Here is a 19,998-nt window from a genome sequence, read left to right as displayed (position 1 = left end):
TTGTCAAGGAGTCATCATAAATTTTGTATGGATTCTTTTGTTTGGGTAGTAGTCTTCTAAATAATCTTGGATTAACACCTTCATCTCTATTTTACTTTTATATTTGTTGGAGTCGATTAATTCTCATTTGATTGATCGATGAAATGCTTCAATTACTGCATTGTCAACAGGAGTCCCAGTTTGGCTCATTGAATGTGTGATGTGGTGGTCGGTCAACAGCTCTTGATAAATAAAAGACCGATGCTGGCTACCTCTATCGGAATGAATTACCGTAGGCAATTCTCCTTAATAAATTTGTAATGGACGGACGACAATCTCTTTTTTCATGTGTGAATCCACCATATAGTAACGTAGAATACGAGTTGCTAAGTCAATATAGGTGGACAAATAGAGGCGACCGTCATTACATGGAATGTAAGTAATATCCGTCACCCAAACAGCATCAATTTGGTTCTGTTCAAATTATCGATTCAACATTTTTTTACCATTTCTTTGATTGTTTTTTCTCTACCATGAGAAGATTTGCGTCGATGAAATCCTCTTGTGCATAAATTCATTTCACGCATAAGAACAGCTACAACACGTTTATTGATTTCGATTCCTTCATCGTAAAGTTTTTGAGTGATCCCTGGAGATCCGTATCGATCTTTGTGTTCGTAGAACACTCGTCTTCCTCTTTTAGTCGTTTATTTTCCTGTTCAAGAATGTAGAAATCTGCTTTATCAGGTAATCTTTTTCCTTGTCCAGCAAAAGCATTTTTCCCGTATCGACGATATTCTGAAACCCATCGGGAAATTGTTGGACGAAAGATATTGTATTCTTCAGCAATTTTCTTGGTAGTTACTTTTTTCTCAAGAATATCCTGTGAAATCTTTAGTTTAAATTTACGATCATACGTTTTTCTCAATAGAGTTCATTCCTTCCGGTAACGTAACTGATAGTCAAGAAAAGTGTATCATAGCCCAACTTAGTATCAGGGTTTGTCAACTAAACTGTGGAAGTTGATAGATAAGAGTTTTTAACAACCAAAATTCTCTTGACTATTTTTGAAATCAGACAAATTTTGATTGGACACATAGTTGAATAAATCTACCGTCGTTACGGAAGGTAAATCGCATGCTTTTCAATTCTAGAGGAGAAGTCCTCGTTGAAGTACCATAGCCCAGTTCTGGATTCGACCTCCTGCCCACTTCGTACATAAATAAAGTAATTTTAGGAGTGAGACTGTGACAAAAGTTATTTTTAAGCTAAAAACGAATTAAAAAACGTTGATAATTAAAATCATTCGTTTTGGATTCTATGAATCATTATAGAACGCTGTAAAATCGATACTTTATAATTATAAAGAAGATGGCTTCAAATTTATTGTTCGAAATTTGAAACTATCTTTTTACTTATGTCACAGACTCCCTTAGTTGAGTTATTCTTTAATTTCGAATTTCGAGATAGCTAGATATATTGCAAGCATACATTCTTGATAACAATCTTGATCATATTTTCCAGTTCTCCAGGATTGCTTATGGACCAAAGCGCTAAATCTTTTGAGAATGGCCACAACTGCTTCTTCATTTCCATTCTTTGCTAAAATGAAATCTTCTTTTAAAGTATTCATAAATTTACCTTCTTCCCATGAACTTATAATCTATTTATTTTTTTGGGAAGGAGGAGGACGAGCAAAGAAGCATACAAAATTAGTTATTATGCAGATATTAAACCAGCATTTTTTGAATTTTTTTGTAAAGTCGATGTTTTAAATTTGTCGCACCCTGTCTTGTAATATCCAGAACCTTTCCAATTTCTTTATCAGTTTTATTAAAGATAAATTTTTCGATAAGAAAAATTTGTTCAGGTTCTTTCAACAAGGGAAGGATTTTTGCTAATTTTATATCTTCAACAAGGAGAGTCACATTTAAAACATTAATCGGCTGTTTAAATTTTATAGTATCTTTAGTAAACAAATATGGTGGGAGTTGATCAAGTTGTTCATATTTTTGAATTTCTTCTTGTTTTTTATAATAAGTATTAGCGGTGTTCAAAATGACCTTTTCAAAGAATCGAATCAACTGGGCATTTACGCGTTCGTCGTTATCTGACATATTGCACACCTCCTCCATTAAGATTTAAAGGGAAAAGAGGCAAAAAACACGAAAAGAAGCTAATGCAATTATGCTGCGCTGCGAATAACTTCTATAAGCTCACATGCATTGATAGGACTGCTGATGTTTATTTTCAAAAATGTTTTTTTAGTTGATAATGGATAGTTATCTTTATACTTAGAAAAGAAAATTCATATATCTTCTTAAATATCAAACATGTCCTTATGGCTAAGAAAATGTCTTGAGCTTTTTACGTATAATAAATCTTTTCTAAAACCTCCTTTTGGATAATATTCTTATTCGTGTATAGATTGTATTTTTTATTTCTTCCCCCTTCATAATTAACAACTAGAAAAGAGTTCGAATAGACACGTATTTGAACGAAAATTTTTATTGGATTCCCAAATTGGAATATTTAGAAACGAAAAATTCCTATTATCTGTATAGTGCTTAGATAATAACGGATCATAATAATTATTGTCTTTGAACTAGATATATGTAAATAGTATTCATCATGATGAAAAATGATGAGTTCTCGGTGATAAAATGTACTTTTTACGGTGGAATATACATGAAAGCGATAAGTGGATATTTTATAATGAAGTAAGTTAGCTTATTTTGACAGAGGAATAGTATTTTAGATAACGTATAAAATACTATTTAATGATGTAGAAAGGAAAGAGAGAAACAAAAGTGTTTTCAGATAAAGAAGTCTTATTAAAGTCTCTTCATGTTTGTTTAAAGTTACCTATCGTGGTTTTTAATTCCGAATTCAGTATTATAAAAGAGTATCGCTCAGATAGAACTACTTATTTTTTTTATGATTATAAAAAGTTACTAACTGATAATATTAAAAAAACTAAAGATTTCCATTTCTTTACTGGTGATTTTAATGAGATGTTTCTTCTATACATGTTTAAAACCAGATATTACTTATTTGGTCCATTTAGAGCAAATAATATTGATAAAGTTTTTTTTAAACTAAAAATGAACAATTTGAATGTTGCAATGGCTGATAGAGAACGACTCTATAATTCATTGCAAAATTTGACTTTGTATTCTTTAGGAGACATTCGAGATATTCTGATTTTAGTTCATTATTTTTTTACTGGAAAAATAGAAGATCTATTCCATGAACCGTTAATTGAATATACAGAAAATCTAAGTAAAACTATCGAGCAAATCAAAATAGATAATCTGTTATCACAAAATTACGATCCAGAAATATATCTGTTTCTTTATGAAAATAAAATACTGGAATATGTTAAAAATGGAGATATTCGAAATTTAGAAAACATGGTTTTTAATCTGAGTAATGGAATAATTCCAAGTGTTAGTGGAGATACGATTCGGTCTGAAAAAAATTATTCTATCATTGTTTTTGAAAAGTTAGCACAAACGTCTATAACATTAGGAATGGATATAATAGAAGCGTATCAAAGTAGAGATGCTTTGATACAAGAAAACGAATTAGCTGTATCGTTACCTGAGGTCTTAAAAGTGAGGGATTCTGGGATTGTTTATTATACTAAGGAAATCGGAAAAACTAAGATAGAGCATCTTTCTCCCTTAATTTCTTCTGTCGTTCAATTCATCGGCTTAAATATCTATAAAAGAATTACTGTAAAGGAAATAGCTAATTATTTTTCTGTAAGTGAAACTAAATTAAGAGAAAGCTTTAAGAATGAAATGCATATTACGATTTATAATTATATCTCTAAGCGAAAAATTTCTACGGCTAAAATAATGTTGAAATCAAACCATACTATCAGTGAAGTTTCTTTAGGTTTAGGATTTTCAGATTCTTCACACTTTTCGAGAGTATTCAAAAAGTACGCAGGTGTATCTCCTAAGCAATATCAATTAGGTTTAGTGGACAATTTCAACAACATTAGCTGAGAGGTTTTATTTTATTATGAGACTATATCATTTACGTAGTTTGGAGGAGTTGAGGAAATTGGATTTTAACAAAAAATTTTTTTGGGAAATTTCTGATTTGAGTTGTTTCGTAGAATCTGAGCGTCTAAGTAATGGTAATAATAGTGTGTTAAATGAATATGACAAAGTAGTAATTAATAAAGTAAAAAGTTTATGTGAAGAAGCTAGAGAATCTATCAGTCATATTAATGGTAGCAATTTTAAACAAACATTATTTAATCTGATTAAGCTAGATGCTAAAATATCAAGTTATTTATTCTTTTTGATACATGATGAATTTATGGATTATCAAAAATTGGATCAGTTAATTGAAAGAGAAAGCTGGGAAGATTATTACGTGGGTCTAACTTTTTCAGAAAAGTTAAACAACTACAAGTTAATAGATTATAAGTATTTGAGTGAAAGCAATTAATTATTCATGTAGAGTACTAGACACTTTAAATATGGACAATTCAATTATAAAGAAAAAGAATCAATAATTTAATGAGGCTGTGACAAATGTCATTTTTTGTTTCGCTAAAAACGAGTGAAAAAATGTTGATAACTCCAATCATTCGTTTAAGATTCTAGGAATCATTCAGAAATGCTGTGAAACCGATACTTTATAATTATAAAGAAGGTGATTTCAAATTCCGAAGAAGGAATTTGAAGTCACCTTTTTACTTATGTCACAGTCTCATTCAGTAATGCGGGATAAGGCTCCTTATTCCGTTATTTGAATACTCTGAAGTTTAATCTAAGAAAGGGTAATATTTTGAAAACATGCTTCATCGCATAGAAATGAACTTAATTTCAGAAAGAATACATACATATCTTTTTATATGTTTTCAGCTGCTGAATGGTTAAAAAGCACAAATATCCGAAAAAAACATGAAGAAATGTACTTTTTTGTTGTAATGTGCATGAAATTCTCTAAGTAAATTAGTTAACATAAGGTTAGTAAGATTCCTATTCTGTGAATAATACGTATCAGATTTATCTTTTATTCTTACTAGGAAAGTAATTATTAAGGGAGTTGATTTGAATAATGGTTAGCAAGAATAATAAGAGAGTATTTCTAGAAAAAACAAAGAAACGAGTATTGAAGTACAGTATCAAAAAATTAAGTGTTGGGGTTGCATCTGTTTTGATTGGTGTTGGTCTTGTCTTGGGAACAACTGAACTAGTTCAAGCACAAGATGAAATTTCTCCAAGCAGCCCACTTGAAACAGCGATAAGCTCCGTACAAGTAGGTGACAAAGTAGCTTCGGGGAATACTTTTCAGGAGAATCCTGGTTATACGAAAAATTATAACTTTTCGGATTTACAATTTAATCCTCAAGAACTAACTGGAGACACACTAAAAGGCAATACAATTGGATTTGAAGTTTACGGAAAACATGATATTGCAGCATCAACTAAAAACTGGGAAATCCGTCTTCAATTAGATGAACGATTAGCTAAATATGTAGAAAAAATTCAGGTCGATCCAAAGAAAGGAATTGGATCTTCTAGACGGACCTTTGTAAGAATTAATGATTCGCTGGGTAGACCTACAAATATTTGGAAGGTCAATTATATTCGTGCAAGTGATGGATTATTTGCTGGGGCAGAAACAACCGATACGCAAACCGCTCCTAATGGGGTAATTACGTTTGAAAAGAGCCTAGATGAAATTTTTAAAGAGATAGGCATAGACAATCCCAAGACCGATCGTTTAATGTATCAAATCTACTTGGTAAGTCATCAAGACGATGATAAAATTGTACCGGGTATTGATAGTACGGGCTACTTTTTAACAGATTCAGATGATTTCTATAATAGCTTAGATGTATCTGAAAATAATCCTGACCAGTTTAAACATGGATCAGTAAGTGCAAAATATGAGAAACCTAATACTCAAACAAAAGATGGTTCAGGATCCACAGGTGCTAATGGAGCTATAATCTTAGATCATAAGTTAACGAAAAATTATAATTTCTCATATTCATCTTCCGCAAAGGGCACGCCTTGGTATGCTAATTACAAAATTGATGAACGATTAGTTCCATATGTAGCGGGTATACAGATGCACATGGTTCAGTCTGACAAAGTAACATATGATGTTTCGTTTGAATCCGGAACAAAAGTGGCTGATTTATCAATTGAACGACGTAAGGATCATGAAAATTATGGTGTAGGATCAATTACTGATAATGATTTGACTAAACTTATCGATTTTGCTAATGCAAGTCCACGTCCAGTCGTTATTCGATATGTTTTACAATTGACTAAGCCATTAGATGAAATCTTAGAAGATATGAAAGCAACAGCACAAGTTGAAGAAAATAAACCATTTGGTGAAGATTTCATCTTTGATTCTTGGTTGTCGGATACGAATAAAAAATTAATCCAGAACACTTATGGAACAGGTTATTATTATTTGCAAGATATTGATGGTGATGGAAACCCTGACGATAAAGAAGAGAGCGGAGACACGAATCCATATATCGGGAAACCTGAATTAGAAGAAGTATATGATGTTGACACAACAGTTAAGGGGAAAGTATTCATCCACGAGTTAGCGGGAACAGGTCACAAAGCCCAGCTAATGAGTTGGTAGTGATAACAGTGGTTCGGGTAACAGACTTATTTGGGTAGACAAAGCTACAGGAGAGAGTAGTAAATTCCCGTTGGATCCTTTCCATACATCCATTGTACTCTGAGAAATCACGCAATAACGAAACAAATTCCGGAAGGAATTGATTGCAGAAGTCAAACAACGTTACCAAAAATATATTACTGAATTCGAGACCATTCCAGAAGAGTTGAAAAATAAGCGGATTGAAGAAGTTGATAAAACACCTTCTGAAAACTTATCTTATCAATTGGGCTGGTTAACCTTATTATTAGGGTGGGAAGAAAAAGAGAAGGCAGGAATTGAGGTTCAAACACCTGCAGAAGGTTATAAATGGAACAATTTAGGTGGACTTTATCAATCGTTTTATGAAGCATATGGAACAAAAACTTTGGCTGAACAAATTACACAATTAAATAAAAAAGTGATTGAATTATGTACTTGGATAGAAATGTTAAATGATAAAGAGCTGTTTGAACCTGAACAACGGAAGTGGGCAACGACGAAAGCCAAATGGCCCTTGTACAAGTGGATTCATATTAATAGCGTAGCACCATTTACAAATTTTAGAACTAAGATTCGTAAATGGAAGAAGATTGTCTTATGAAATATGTTTGTGCATAAGTAAGTACCCTCAACCAAAAGCAGTAATTTAAAAATAAAAAAGAAAAGATGGCAGGGCCAAGTGAGGTGAATATACAAATAAGTATAGTTATTTTGGCAGAGAAACCTAGTCAAACCTTAGCTTATGCTAATGCTTTGAATGCTTTGAAGTACAGTGGTGAGTAGTTCACAAAATTCGATCACTTCTTCTAAATCTTCCATGACAGCTACCGCATTGGTTTTTCAGAGATTCTATACGAGAGGATTTTACTGTTGAATAGATCCATAAATGGATCTAAATAAAGTTTTTTCTGACGAATGATAGTGTTTACTTCGAAATATTTAAATTCTGTTGTATCCGTTGTAATCTTTTGATGACAAACGCTAGTATAGAAACGATGATGGATAAGGTTTTTGGCAACTACACCAACTATTAATCTTTAAGAGCTAAAAAATACTCAAAACAATTGAGTGATTTCTTAGTTCTTTTTTCCAAATGAAGTGTTCATAAAATCAGACATAAAAGTTTGGAATATTTCATTGGGGAGTGATTAAGAAATAAATGATAAATTCATTTCTGCAGAGGCTGCTGTTTTGGATTATTACAATATCAGTCTGACCTAATTAATGTCTTTTGTTAAGAAAAGCAGTCATTTTTATAAACCTAAGTTTTAGCATCACTTTTTCTTACGATTTTTATGATTATCACCCAAGAGGTTTAAATCCTTAATTAAGAAATATATAAATATAGTTACAGGAATAAGCGAGAAAGCAATAATAAGAGTGTTTTCCATGATTATCACCCCTATCTATATAATGAGTTCAATTGATATGTTTAAAACAGTTAATTATTAAATAAAATCCATCAATTTACTTATCCATAGAGCGTGAGTATAGTTTTCCTACACATTCAAGTGCTATACGAAGTTCTTTAATTCTCTGTACAACACAATCATCACTACTGCGCGTCATCCAATCTGGATTAGCATCCATTAAATTCATTATTTTTATCCTAATTTCTTTTTGCCACTGTTTCCTTTTTTTCTTGTCCATTAATCTCTCACACCTCAGTTAATTATTATGTAGCAACAGATAGGAATAGATAGCTGAACAACAGAATCTCTATACTAGAATATTATAATTCTGAAAAGCTGATTAGTAAAGAAGTTGAACAGTAAATGCATTTAACCATCTTGTAATAGAAATACTGGGTAGAAAAAAATTAAATGTTATAGTATTATTAGCATTGAGAATAATTCTCAATTGTTTAGGGTCTAAAGTTGTTAAATCATGCCAATACATATTATGGTTACTTTTTCGGACATAATGAGGAGATAGTGTTTTGAATCTGTAGCATTTCATATTTTCCCGAATATGTGGATTTATGTGTTTAATGCCAATATAATAAGACTTACATCATCAGATTGGTTGAATCTTTAGAACTTTTGAATTTACTGTATCTATTTTGAAGTAAGAATAGCGTTTTCAGTGTCCATGCTCAAGAGAATTTTCATTAACAAGATTGCTAATTTATATTGTTTGCATACGTGTAAAATCATCCTACAGGGTGGGAGTTAATATACGAGGAGGAAAGAGACACATGAAAAAGATAGTTTTGTGTTTGCTTTTGTTGTCATCGCTTACATTTAATCAGCAAGTTTTTGCAGAATCTTATGAAAATTGGACTGAAGTTGCCACGGAAATGAATATTTATTTGGATAAAGCTGTGAAAAGTTACTTTTCCGGAGATATGGTCCAAGCTAAAGAAGATATTAACACTGCTTATTTCAAGTTTTATGAGAAGTTGGGGTTCGAAAAAACCGTTAAAACACATATCTCTGGAAGGAGGGTAAAAAATATCGAAGCTTTGTTTCATTTGTCTAAACGCTTGAGTGTGGAACGAGGAAACGAGGAAGAGTTAAGCGATACGATCAAAGAGTTAAAAATTAATCTTTTGGAAGATGCCACTAAGTTAGACAATTTCAACGGAGAAAAAACTTCAACTCAAGCAAGGAAAAATGTTAATAATAGCTCTGTTGTTTTTATTTCTTCGTTTGGACTAACGCTAAGAGAAGGATTGGAAGCGATTCTAGTCATTTCTGCAATTATTGCCTATCTAGTAAAAACTAATAATGGAGAATTAGTGAAGAAAGTTTATGTAGGAACAGGATTAGGCGTTGTTTTTAGTGTTATTTTAGCAATTATTTTCACCTATACTGCACAATTTTTAGGAGATGTAGTAAGTGGAAGGGCACAAGAATTATTTGAAGGTATCACTATGTTTTTAGCCGTAGCTGTTTTGTTTTATATGAGCAATTGGATGTTGTCGAAATCATCAATTGAAAATTGGAATAAATATGTTTCTCAAAAGGCACAAATCTCTGTTTCAACGGGTTCACAAGGAGCGTTAATATTTTCAGCATTTTTAGCCGTGGCAAGAGAAGGGGCAGAGTTAATTTTATTCTTTCAGGGACTTCAAACTACTGTAAGAGAGAATAGGCAGTATATTTGGTATGGGTTAGGTTTAGCAGTTCTCATTCTGCTTTTTGTGTTTGTTTTAGTTACAAAATTCAGTGTAAGACTGCCAGTAAAACCATTTTTTTATGGAACTAGCATTTTGATGTTTATTATGTGTTTTTCATTTTTAGGGAAGGGGGTATCGGAATTGCAAGAGGCTGACGTGGTCACGCAAACGTTTGTTCCATGGATGAATGGATTTAGTGTTGATTTTTTTGGAATCTATGATATGTATGAGTCGCTTATACCACAACTTATTTTGCTGGTTATTACTATAATGATGTTTATTAAATCTACTAAAGGTGGGGGAAAAAATGAAAGATTATAGAAAAAATTATTTTTATTTAACCGCATGTATGTTGCTATTATTTTTCACTCTGAGTGGTTGTAAAACAGTAGAGAAAGTAACAAATATGAGTGAGGAGAAGATGACTATAGTAAATGAAAGTACTATGGAAGAACATGATTTAAAGAGTGATGATTCTGAAGTGGCATCACCTAAAGATGTAGCTGGATTTGAAGAATTTGATATTGGTGATTCTGTTGAAAAAGGACCATTGCATATTGCAGCTGTGTATTTTCAGCCAGTAGATATGGAACCAGAAGGGAATAGTCTTGCCAAAGCTGATGCTGATGCGCATATTGAGGCGGATATTACTGCTACGCAAGAAGGTGCTGAGATGCTAGGTTACGGAAAAGATGAATTTGTTCCTGGATTAGGTGTCAAAGCAATTATTCAAAAAGAAGGTAGTGATGTAGTTCAGGAAGTAGCTTTTATGCCAATGAATGCTTCTGATGGCCCTCACTATGGATCGAATGTTAAATTTGAGGAGGGGTTAGGTACGTATAAAGTGAAATTTGTAATCAGTGCTCCAGGGAATGAATACTTACTTCATGTAGATAAAGAAACTGGTGTAAATGGTAAATTTTGGACAACTCCTATTGAAACAGAATGGCTCTTTGATTGGGAGGGCCCCAAGTGGTAATACTTCTTAATTAAGAAAGGTAATTATTTATCTATCAGGATAAAATTACGGTCAATAAGGAATGCTCTATTGCATTGTTAAAGCATTCTTTGCAGAGCATGTTTAATACTTGATAATGTTTTGATTTCTGGCATTTCCATATACCTAATTGAAGTAAAATCGTAAGTCATTTTTATTATTATGCTAAAGTTTATAAGGAGGAAGTGGAAGTGTTTAAGAGCTTTATTCTATATATCCAAACATTTTTGGTGCTGAGCTCTGTACTTTTTTGTTTTTATCAGTTAATTCAATCAAAGAAACTGAAAAAACAGACAACAATTTCTGCGTTATTACTATCTTCTCTAGTTATTTTGTTTGTTCGTATTCCGAATTTTTTTAATAAATCCGAATTTTTAAAATTGTTATCTTTGGTGTTAATCCTGCTCATATGTCTTTTCTATTTAAGTTTTCTATTGCAAAATAGGTCCAACCAAATAAAAAAATATAGTTTAATTGGAATTTTAGTGTTAACAATTGTTCAAGCTAGTCTAAAGCTATATGACACAGTCTCAAAGATTTCGGTTTATGAGCACAAACTTTTCGAAAAGAGTTCAGTGCTAGAAATCTCAGGCAATTTATTAGGAGTTTTATTCATTTTGCTTTGGGTAATTGGTTTAAAAAAAAGTGTATCAACTATGTTGGATAAAGAAAAAAATTTTTTTTCAAATTTAATATTGATAGTCTTTTTATTTCAACAATTTGGACTAGGGATGCTTTGGTTGTATCAAAAAACTATACTGCTCGACGGGAGCCCATACATTTTTCAAGTAATTTCTTTGTTAATAAATCAGCAATTGTGGTCGGTTTATGCTTTGTTGATAGTGATATCTTTCTTTTGCATAAGTTTAAATAAAAAGAAGAGAACGCAGCCACTGTATGTAGACAATATGACTGCTGCAGAAAGAAGGAAAGTCATCGCTTTGGATCGAAAAAACCGACGAGCTCTAATTTTTTTGGTTATGATGATGTTTTTAGTTTTGCTAAGTACAACAATTTTAAAAAGAGCGACAACACAGGAAGAAACTTTATCAGAACCAGAACCTTATGAAATCGAAGGTAGTGATATTATTATTCCTTTATCTAAAGTTTCAGATGGGGATTTACATCGTTATGAGTATATTACAGAAAGCGGAATTCCAATTAGATTTATTGTGATACAAAAAAGCGAAGGAGCTTACGGTGTGGGACTAGATGCGTGTGAAATTTGTGGAGCTAGTGGATATATTCAACGAGGGGATACAATTGTTTGTAAACTTTGTGATGTAGTTATGAACAAAGCCACGATTGGTTTTAAGGGAGGGTGTAATCCAATTCCTTTGGCGTATGACATAAATAAACAAAAAATAATTGTTCATGAGAATGATTTGAGCAAACATGAAACAACTTTTAAATAGCCTAATAACATTAATTGGTAAACTTTGAGGGGGGACTGAACAAAATCTGACAATGACCAATTTCAAAAAAGATTCATGTTAACAGTATTGCAGCTCCCTCCTGTAAACAATTTTAATGTTGTGTCTGATTAGGCTGGTGAGTTTCATGGTAGTTTATCATTAATTGCGGAAAGCTTCTCATAGTTAAGATAGATATTTGTGTTGTTGTTTTGGTTTCCTCTTTATATTTTAAGTGAAAATCTTGAAGCATAGGATGACTGATTTTGGAAAGATGGCACCTATATTTTACAGTATCCAAAATCGTACCATAATCGAAACAACTAGCACGTTAGGAGTATTAATAATCTCTTGGGTGCTAGTTTTTTACATGGATGTCATAGGTGTGGCTAGAAGGTTCTCGTTGCCAGTTCTTTTTTTGCTCTATTAAAAATGAGAAATCACGAATATTGAAACGTATTCTGCAAAGAATTTTGTTACTTATTGCTTTTAATAAGAGCAAGCAAGAAAGATAATCATTTTAGAATATATTTATTGAAAGGAGGCAAGGAGATGTTCTTAATAAAAATAATGATACACTCTATTTTCAGAAATAAGAGACATTCCTTGCTGATAGGTGTGACTACCATTATTGGTATCACTCTATCGGTCTCTATGCTGTCAACCATGCTTGGTATTCAAGAGAAAATAAATTTGGAATTAAAAAGTTATGGGGCTAACATCGAGGTAACACCAAAAACTACAGAAATTATTAGCGATTTATATGGAACCAAGAAACATATGAAACAAAGGGACAGTTTTATTAATGAAAAAGATATTATAAAGGTAAAATCTATGTTTTGGGGATTTAATATTTTGGATATTGCTCCTTACTTAATAACCTCAGTACAAATAGATCAAACTCATCAACCGGTAGAAATGGTTGGTACTTGGTTTAATAAAAAATTGACGCTTACCAATAATGATACGATGGTAACAGGCCTTCCAAAAATAAAAAAATGGTGGGCGATAGAAGGAACCTGGTTAAAAGATAACGATCTTACAGGACTCCTAGTTGGTGAAGGTATAGCTAAAAATAAAAATTGGCAAATTGGCGATATAATTGTTTTGAAAGGTATAGGAACTGAAAAAAAGCTCGAAATCAAGGGGATTTTTCATTCTGGTGAGGGGGATGACCAACGCCTTTTTGTCAATTTAAGGGTTGCTCAGCAATTGTCTGGTAATACAGGCAAAGTTTCTAAATTTGATGTAAGCGCATTAACGACACCAGATAATGAATTGGCCAAAAAAGCGGCAATTAATCCTAATCAATTAACAGTGAAGGAAAGGGAAATTTGGTATTGCACAGCTTACGCTAGCTCCATTGCGTATCAAATCCAAGAAGTGATGCCAGATGTGGTTGCAAAACCCGTCAGAAGAATTGCTGAGTCAGAAGGAAAAGTTTTAGAGAAAAATAAGCTACTTCTGATTTTCGTTTCAATTATTAGTGTTCTAGGTGCAGCAGTTGGGGCGGCTAATCTAGTATCCGTTACATTAATGTCACGAAATATTGAAGTTGGTCTGAAGGAAGCTCTTGGTATTACAATGGGCATGCTTTGTTGGGAATTACTTTCAAGTATTTTTTTGATCAATTGTGTGGCAGGTGTGATTGGTTTTATTTTAGGGCAAGGCGTAACACAAATTATTGGGCATATTGTCTTTGGTTCGGGAGTTCCGTTTTCAATTTATTCGGTTCCTTTAACGATTGGGCTAATTTTGTTTATTTCTGTGATTGGTAGTATTCCAATGATTCATTATTTACGGACTTTTAACCCAGCAGATGTGCTACATGGAAGGAGCTAAGTTCAATGAACATGAGGAGAAAGTTGCTTGTTAAGGCTATTTTTAATCGAAGAGGACGTTTTTTAGTTTCTTTGTTATCTTTGATTATTGGAACAGCAATTATTTTCAGCTTGCTAACATTATATTTTGATATTCCTAATCAATTTTCTGGTGCCTTTCGATCGTATGGTGCTAATATGATTTTTGTATCAAAAGACGCAAAACGTCCCTTGACTTTAAAAGATGTCGATAGTTTGTTAAAAACCATTGGTGATGAGAAATTGGTTGGTTTGGCACCGTACCATTATGAAACAGTTACGTTAAACCAACAGCCTTATTTACTAAGTTTAACAGATATAAATCAAGTAAAAGCGAACAATACTTCTTGGAGGGTAGAGGGAAAGTGGCCTAAAGCCAGCCATGATTTGTTAATTGGTAAAGAAATTGCTGAGTTTAGTGAAATTAAGGTAGGTAGCATTATTAAATTACAGACTATTTTAGATAAAACAGATATGGATTCCCGATTAAAGTCAGATAATTTCGTTGTAAGTGGGATTGTTACTACTGGAGGAAACGAAGAAAACAGCCTTTTTATGAACTGGTCTGGTGGTAATCAGTTATTTGGTCAGATGGGAGAAGTGGATGTGGTTGAGGCAAACTTAGAAGGAAACAAAGATGAGCTCACTCAGTTAAGTCAAACAATCAATAAAAAATTTGGCACTATTGAAGCGCGTTTAGCAAGTCGAATTAGTGAGGCGCAAGATAAAGTGTTTAAAAAAATTGCGCGTTTGTTTTTAGTTATTGTGATTTTTGTGGCTTTATTAGTGTCATTAATTTTATTCACCACATCTTATGCAATGATTTCTGAGCGTTGGAAAGAAATCAGTTTGAAAAAAACACTAGGGGCTTTTGAAACAATGATTTACCAAGAGTTTATGCGTGAGAATCTATTAATTTCATGCATTGGCTATGTACTAGGGTTTATTGGTGGGATTTTGGGAACAAAATGGGTGTCGGCAACATTTTTTCTAAGAGAAAGTCACTTGTATTGGTGGGTTTTTTTATTAGTCCTAGGTGTAATGATGTGTATTAGCTTTTTTTCTACATTAATTCCTCTAAGAAAGATAAAAAAAATAACTATTGAGCAGGTATTAAAGGGGGAATAATAGTGAAAAAGATTCTGGAAATGAAGAACGTATCTAAAATATATAAAGATGTTTATGCGTTATCAAAAATTAATTTTGATGTTTACGAGAAGGAGTGGGTGTCTATTGTAGGGTCCTCTGGATCAGGGAAAAGTACGTTGTTAAACATAATTGGTTGTATCAGCAATGCTAGTGAAGGAACGATTATTTTTGACAATCAAGAAATAACCCAATTAAAGCCTAAAGAATTAACTGCTATTCGTCGGGATAAGATTGGTTTTGTTTTTCAACAATTTCATTTGGTTCCCTATTTAAATGCTCTTGAGAATGTGATGCTCGCTCAATATTATCATAGCATTGTTGATAAAAAAGAGGTCATTGAAACCATGAAATCTGTTGGATTAGAGAATCGCATGTACCATTTTCCAAAACAATTATCTGGTGGTGAGCAGCAAAGGGTTTGTTTTGCTCGCGCAATTATTAATTCTCCGCGTCTAATTTTGGCGGATGAGCCAACTGGTAATTTGGATGAAGAAAATGAAAAAATTGTCTTAAGCTTACTACGTAAAGCACATAACCAAGGCTCGACCATTATTGTAGTGACACATGATGAGACAGTTGCTAAGGAAGGCGATCGTATTGTGAAACTTAATCACGGAAGAGTAATTGATTCATATGCATAGGCTTAATACATGTTGATTGAAAAGTCAGAGCTATTCTTCAATCGAGCAGGTTCATCTAAACAACTAAAGTCGCGAAAATTTTGGTTTTTAGATAAAATGTTATCAAAAATCAATGGTGAATTACTAATTATATTGATTAAAATAAGTAACGTTAAGAAGAGTAAAAAACGATTAGCGATTAGTTGCAAAAAACAAGGGTTCTATGTAGCATATAGTATATAGATGTTATAAACAACATCACTCCAGAAAAAGAGTAGCCGGTTCCAGAAGCTTGGGGAAGTCTTTCAAGGAAACTCGCTACTCTTTTATTGCACATAAGAATAGCATACTATGCGAAATTTAATCAAGATGGTATTGAAAAATCAATCGTGTTGGTCTTATGAAATCACTGGAAGGAAAGGCTCTAAGTCCTATTTGACAAAGAGCCATTATCTATTGAATTTCTTCACCAACACTCATTGACGAAGAGCCAGTTCTATTGAGACAGAGTAGTTTTTTTAATAGTATTAAAAGGGGTACACAGAAACTGTTATGAATTGTTATTCAACAGTTTCTGTGGTGAATATGAAATCAATTAATTTCGCATATTCTTTTTTTACAGAGTCAGTTAGTTGATTGTTAGTTACAATGTAATCGCCAGGATGTAAAGTATAAAAATCAAAGAAAGCACGTGTATTGAATTTATGCATATCTGAAACAATAAACCGTTTGGAAGAATTCAGTAAAACCATGTTCTGAAGCTCGCCCGCCTCAATATTATAGTTAGAGACGGAAAAGTTATTAATTCCATTAACGCCGATAAAAGCTTTGTCAAATTGTAATTTTGCTACTGTAGCATACGACAGCGGTCCGTTGAAAGATCCAGTGTCTGGATCATAACTCCCCCCAGTAATGATAACTTGGAAACGACGGTCAGTTTTTCGAATGCGATCAAAAACAGTATTGCTAGAAGTTACAACCTGAACATTTTGTGCTGTAATGAAATCTACCATTAATTCAATGGTGGTTCCTGGTCCAAGAAAAATAATATCATTATCTTGGACTTGTGTGGCAGCAGCTTTTGCAACAGCCAATTTTTCTTTTAAATGCAATTCCATGCGTTGGGAATAATCTAGTTGTCGATTTTGACCAAAAGTAAGACTAATGGCTCCACCATGAGTACGAATAATTAAGCCTCGTTCATCTAAAGTATCCAAGTCTCGACGAATCGTCATTTGTGAAACACGTAGCTCGTTTTCCAATTCAGTTACAGAGACTTCCCCGCGATCGTTGATTAAAGTAGTAATCAACTGTAAACGTTCTCTCTTTTTCATTATACCTCCTCAAACAATTAGTATTAATGATTAACTACTTACCTATTAAAAGTATTATACTAAATAAATCTAACTTTCTTTACAAGACTAACATATTTCTACCAAAATATAAAGAGAATAAGTAATCAAAGAACAATAAAAACAGTATTTTGTTAATAAACAAACAATTAATTAACACAAATCTCAAAAAAAGCACAAAAAATGTTGACTTATTTGTTCGAAAACGCTATCATTTGATTGTGAAAAAAATAATATGAATGGAGAGAGCAAATGAATTTTTTACTGATTAGTCATGGTCCTATGGCAGAAGCCGCAGTAATAAGTGCAGAAATGATTATGGGAAAACAAGAAAATGTCCGGACCTTATCTGTTACGCATGATACAACATTAGAAAGTATGGAAAAGGCTATCTCAGAAGTCTATGAATATTTTGGTTCGCATGACTTGATGATTTTTTGCGATATTCTAGGAGGAACACCTTCTAATGCTAGCTTGCGTTTCAAAGCTAGAAAGCCTTCGGTTGAAGTTGTGACAGGTTTTAATTTACCAGTTTTGATTGAAGCTTTCATGGCCAAAAATTTACCTGCTCCAGAACTATTAGAAATCGTTAAGATTGCTTATAGCAAAGGACAAACAATCTTGGAAACACCCCCGGCAGTTAAAACAACAGAAACAATGGATCTGTAAGTAAAAAGGTTACGGATTATTGAATCATGAAATTTGAGATTAATCAAGGAGGAAACAATTATGGCAATCGAGTTAGTTAGAATTGACGACCGTCTGATCCATGGACAAGTTGCAACAACATGGACACGTAATTATGAAATTGAACAAATTTTAATTATTGATGACAAGACTCGCAATGATCCCATTGCCCAATCAGTAGCAAACTATGCGGTACCTGTTGGAGTTAAGGTGATGATATTTGGTGTGGATCAATTTGCCGGAGTTTTGAAGAAGACAGAGATTAAGAAACGAACGATGCTATTATTTACAAATCCAATTGATATTTTAAGGCTTGTCAATGAAGGGCTGCAAATCTCTGAAGTGAATGCTGGAGGTATGCGCTTTAACGAAACACGCAGGCGCTTATCTAAAGCTATCTCTGTCACAGATGCAGAAGATGAAGCTTTCAAAAAATTGATGGATAAAGGGATTCACATCAATGTTCAAATGGTACCAAAAGACCCACGAGTAGACTATGGGACTTTGGAAAAATAATCCAATCTGTTAAGAAAGGGGCGATCGAATGTTTTTTCAATCATTACTGATTGCATTATGGGCCGGTATTTGTGCCCTAGACCAGTTTGGGCCGCATTTAGGATTTCGAAAGCCATTGCTGGCTGGGGTAGTTGTAGGTTTTATCCTTGGTGCACCTGTGGAAGGCTTGATAATTGCCGGAACGTTAGAACTGATGTGGCTGGGAACTAACAATGTAGGAGCTTACCAGCCACCAGATGTAATTTCTGGTGCTGTGGCCGGTGTAGCAATTGGAATCATGTCAGGTGGAAGCGAAGCTGCCGGTGTAGCAGTGGCAATCCCAGTAGCTTTATTAGTTCAACAACTGAGTATGGTTATCATGACCACGAATGTTACTTTGGTCCATAGTGCAGATAAATTAATTCAAGCTGGGGAATTTGGAAAAATTGATCTACTCCAATATCTTGGAGGCTGTTTCTTTTTCCTAAGTCGCGCAATTCCAGTATTTATGGCCGTTTTTTTAGGTGCACCTGCTATCGAGACAGTATTAGATGTAATTCCTGAGTTTGTTATGACAGGGTTAACTATTGCGTCTAAGATTATTCCTGCAGTTGGGTTGGCGATGCTATTGTCTATGATGATGAAAAAAAATATGTGGATTTTCTTAATATTGGGATTCACATTGGCAACTTTTTTACAATTACCAACTATTGCTATTGCCTTATTTGCTTTATGTGCAGCCGCTGTTTACGACATTATCATGAACCAAAGTTCTGATGATCAAGGAAAAAGTACTGATAGTGCAACAACAGTTACAGTAGCTGAAGATGATGGGGGGGGGTACGACCTTTAATGGGAAATAAAATTACAAAGAAAGATTTGAATAAAGTGTTCTGGCGTTCGCAATTGATTCAATTTTCTCATAATTATGAACGTATGCAGAGCTTAGGCACCTTGTTTGGGATGTCTCCCATTTTAAAGCGATTATATAAAAATCGTTCTAAAGAAGAACGAATTGCAGCGTATGCTCGTCATTTAGAATTTTTTAATAGCCATCCGGTGTTAATTCCGTTTATTTTAGGAGTAACAGCCGCTTTAGAAGAAAGCACAGAAGAAGATGAGAAAGAAACCGTAATTGCTGTAAAAACAAGTTTAATGGGACCGTTGGCCGGGCTTGGAGACAGTTTATTGAATTTTACTTGGTTTCCTATTGCTGGTAGTATTGGTGCTTCATTTGCTGTTGAGAAGAATTTTTTAGGTCCCATTCTAATGTTCTTAATGATTAACATACTTTATTTTCCATTGAAATACTATGGGGTTCATTTAGGGTATTCGAAAGGCCGGGATTTATTAATGTCTTCCAATGGCAAGAAAATTTTAGATCGAATAAGTACTTCTGCCAATGTTTTAGGTGTCATGGTAACGGGAGCTTTAATTGCATCTACTGTACAGATGAATCTGGGATTACAGTATGGTAAAGGGGACAGTGCTATTAAAGTTCAAGAAATGTTAGATAAAGTTATACCGAATCTCTTACCAATGCTGATGACTTTGTTGTGTTTGTATCTTTTTAAAAAATGGAATGGCAAACATGTAGTTGCTTTGATTTTTATAATTATTTTCGCGGCTATCGTTTTATCAGCTTTTGGAATATTAGTTTAAGTTGGTGG

Annotated in this window: 20 protein-coding genes and 2 pseudogenes; 14 read left to right on the top strand and 8 right to left on the bottom strand. The window is 33.3% G+C overall.

Annotated elements, in window-relative coordinates:
* Positions 1–285 precede the first annotated feature (285 nt).
* The 5 genes from IGI65_RS12120 to IGI65_RS12100 all read right to left on the bottom strand — a co-directional run bounded on the left by IGI65_RS12120 (position 286) and on the right by IGI65_RS12100 (position 2,096).
* Entirely contained in the window at positions 286–432 is a 147-nt protein-coding gene (locus IGI65_RS12120; protein ID WP_002348989.1) for a hypothetical protein, read from the bottom strand.
* A gap of 38 nt (positions 433–470) precedes the next feature.
* Positions 471–665, bottom strand: coding sequence for an IS3 family transposase (locus IGI65_RS12115; protein WP_002297332.1), 195 nt, complete (start codon positions 663–665; stop codon positions 471–473).
* Positions 575–907: a transposase gene (locus tag IGI65_RS12110; protein WP_412259345.1), complete on the bottom strand. Its 333-nt coding sequence runs from the start codon at positions 905–907 to the stop codon at positions 575–577. Before IGI65_RS12110 ends, IGI65_RS12115 begins: the two co-directional genes overlap by 91 nt.
* 513 nt (positions 908–1,420) lie before the next feature.
* A complete protein-coding gene (locus IGI65_RS12105) occupies positions 1,421–1,612 on the bottom strand; it encodes a helix-turn-helix domain-containing protein (protein ID WP_002302418.1) in 192 nt (63 codons plus the stop codon).
* A 97-nt stretch (positions 1,613–1,709) separates the two neighbouring features.
* The gene (locus IGI65_RS12100; RefSeq protein ID WP_412259348.1) at positions 1,710–2,096 is read right to left on the bottom strand and encodes a sigma-70 family RNA polymerase sigma factor; all 387 of its coding nucleotides are present in this window, start codon (positions 2,094–2,096) and stop codon (positions 1,710–1,712) included.
* Positions 2,097–2,789: 693 nt separating this feature from the next.
* On the opposite strand from IGI65_RS12100, the gene IGI65_RS12095 reads away from it, so the two are divergent.
* The 4 genes and pseudogenes from IGI65_RS12095 (at position 2,790) to IGI65_RS12080 (ending at position 7,237) form a co-directional block, all read left to right on the top strand.
* Positions 2,790–3,995 (top strand): YSIRK-targeted surface antigen transcriptional regulator, encoded by a 1,206-nt coding sequence (locus IGI65_RS12095; RefSeq protein WP_002297334.1) that lies wholly within the window; start codon positions 2,790–2,792, stop codon positions 3,993–3,995.
* Positions 3,996–4,011: 16 nt separating this feature from the next.
* A complete protein-coding gene (locus IGI65_RS12090) occupies positions 4,012–4,446 on the top strand; it encodes a DUF7006 family protein (RefSeq protein WP_002332818.1) in 435 nt (144 codons plus the stop codon).
* Positions 4,447–5,061: 615 nt separating this feature from the next.
* A pseudogene (locus IGI65_RS12085) lies at positions 5,062–6,606 on the top strand (YSIRK-type signal peptide-containing protein); the annotation flags it as partial.
* Positions 6,607–6,754: 148 nt separating this feature from the next.
* Positions 6,755–7,237, top strand: coding sequence for a ClbS/DfsB family four-helix bundle protein (locus IGI65_RS12080; RefSeq protein ID WP_412259351.1), 483 nt, complete (start codon positions 6,755–6,757; stop codon positions 7,235–7,237).
* A 191-nt stretch (positions 7,238–7,428) separates the two neighbouring features.
* Here the strand turns inward: IGI65_RS12080 and IGI65_RS12075 are convergent.
* Both IGI65_RS12075 and IGI65_RS12070 read right to left on the bottom strand, forming a co-directional pair.
* A pseudogene (locus tag IGI65_RS12075) lies at positions 7,429–7,664 on the bottom strand (IS3 family transposase); the annotation flags it as partial.
* Positions 7,665–8,103: 439 nt separating this feature from the next.
* Positions 8,104–8,286: a hypothetical protein gene (locus tag IGI65_RS12070; RefSeq protein WP_033646960.1), complete on the bottom strand. Its 183-nt coding sequence runs from the start codon at positions 8,284–8,286 to the stop codon at positions 8,104–8,106.
* A gap of 547 nt (positions 8,287–8,833) precedes the next feature.
* Between IGI65_RS12070 and IGI65_RS12065 the strand changes: the two genes are divergently transcribed.
* The 6 genes from IGI65_RS12065 to IGI65_RS12040 all read left to right on the top strand — a co-directional run bounded on the left by IGI65_RS12065 (position 8,834) and on the right by IGI65_RS12040 (position 15,815).
* A complete protein-coding gene (locus IGI65_RS12065; protein WP_412259353.1) occupies positions 8,834–10,078 on the top strand; it encodes an FTR1 family iron permease in 1,245 nt (414 codons plus the stop codon).
* Positions 10,065–10,736: an iron transporter gene (locus IGI65_RS12060; RefSeq protein ID WP_071865784.1), complete on the top strand. Its 672-nt coding sequence runs from the start codon at positions 10,065–10,067 to the stop codon at positions 10,734–10,736. The genes IGI65_RS12065 and IGI65_RS12060 overlap by 14 nt, the downstream gene beginning before the upstream one ends.
* A 203-nt stretch (positions 10,737–10,939) precedes the next feature.
* Positions 10,940–12,169: a Fe-S-containing protein gene (locus tag IGI65_RS12055; RefSeq protein ID WP_412259354.1), complete on the top strand. Its 1,230-nt coding sequence runs from the start codon at positions 10,940–10,942 to the stop codon at positions 12,167–12,169.
* Positions 12,170–12,718: 549 nt separating this feature from the next.
* Positions 12,719–14,008 carry an ABC transporter permease gene (locus IGI65_RS12050; protein ID WP_071865786.1) on the top strand — a complete coding sequence of 430 codons (1,290 nt, stop codon included), beginning with the start codon at positions 12,719–12,721 and terminating at the stop codon, positions 14,006–14,008.
* Between the two features lie 5 nt (positions 14,009–14,013).
* Positions 14,014–15,153, top strand: coding sequence for an ABC transporter permease (locus IGI65_RS12045; protein ID WP_412259356.1), 1,140 nt, complete (start codon positions 14,014–14,016; stop codon positions 15,151–15,153).
* A 2-nt stretch (positions 15,154–15,155) separates the two neighbouring features.
* Positions 15,156–15,815 carry an ABC transporter ATP-binding protein gene (locus IGI65_RS12040; protein ID WP_143350975.1) on the top strand — a complete coding sequence of 220 codons (660 nt, stop codon included), beginning with the start codon at positions 15,156–15,158 and terminating at the stop codon, positions 15,813–15,815.
* 539 nt (positions 15,816–16,354) lie between these two features.
* On the opposite strand, the gene IGI65_RS12035 is transcribed toward IGI65_RS12040, so the two are convergent.
* Positions 16,355–17,128, bottom strand: coding sequence for a DeoR/GlpR family DNA-binding transcription regulator (locus IGI65_RS12035; protein ID WP_412258092.1), 774 nt, complete (start codon positions 17,126–17,128; stop codon positions 16,355–16,357).
* Positions 17,129–17,398: 270 nt separating this feature from the next.
* Here IGI65_RS12035 and IGI65_RS12030 point away from each other — a divergent pair, with 270 nt between their 5' ends.
* From IGI65_RS12030 to IGI65_RS12015, 4 genes are read left to right on the top strand one after another with little or no spacing between them, the layout of a single operon-like run.
* Positions 17,399–17,815 (top strand): PTS sugar transporter subunit IIA, encoded by a 417-nt coding sequence (locus IGI65_RS12030; protein WP_438774224.1) that lies wholly within the window; start codon positions 17,399–17,401, stop codon positions 17,813–17,815.
* A gap of 60 nt (positions 17,816–17,875) precedes the next feature.
* Entirely contained in the window at positions 17,876–18,349 is a 474-nt protein-coding gene (locus IGI65_RS12025) for a PTS system mannose/fructose/N-acetylgalactosamine-transporter subunit IIB (RefSeq protein ID WP_071865715.1), read from the top strand.
* Positions 18,350–18,377: 28 nt separating this feature from the next.
* A complete protein-coding gene (locus IGI65_RS12020) occupies positions 18,378–19,181 on the top strand; it encodes a PTS mannose/fructose/sorbose/N-acetylgalactosamine transporter subunit IIC (protein WP_412258088.1) in 804 nt (267 codons plus the stop codon).
* Positions 19,181–19,990: a PTS system mannose/fructose/sorbose family transporter subunit IID gene (locus IGI65_RS12015; protein WP_412258086.1), complete on the top strand. Its 810-nt coding sequence runs from the start codon at positions 19,181–19,183 to the stop codon at positions 19,988–19,990. Before IGI65_RS12020 ends, IGI65_RS12015 begins: the two co-directional genes overlap by 1 nt.
* The last annotated feature ends 8 nt before the right edge of the window (positions 19,991–19,998 follow it).

It is taken from the genome of Enterococcus sp. DIV0755b, from assembly GCF_051713765.1.
In the GTDB taxonomy this organism is placed as follows: domain Bacteria; phylum Bacillota; class Bacilli; order Lactobacillales; family Enterococcaceae; genus Enterococcus_C; species Enterococcus_C canintestini.
Note: the sequence above shows the minus strand (reverse complement) of the source record. Positions and strands in the feature narration are given on the sequence as shown.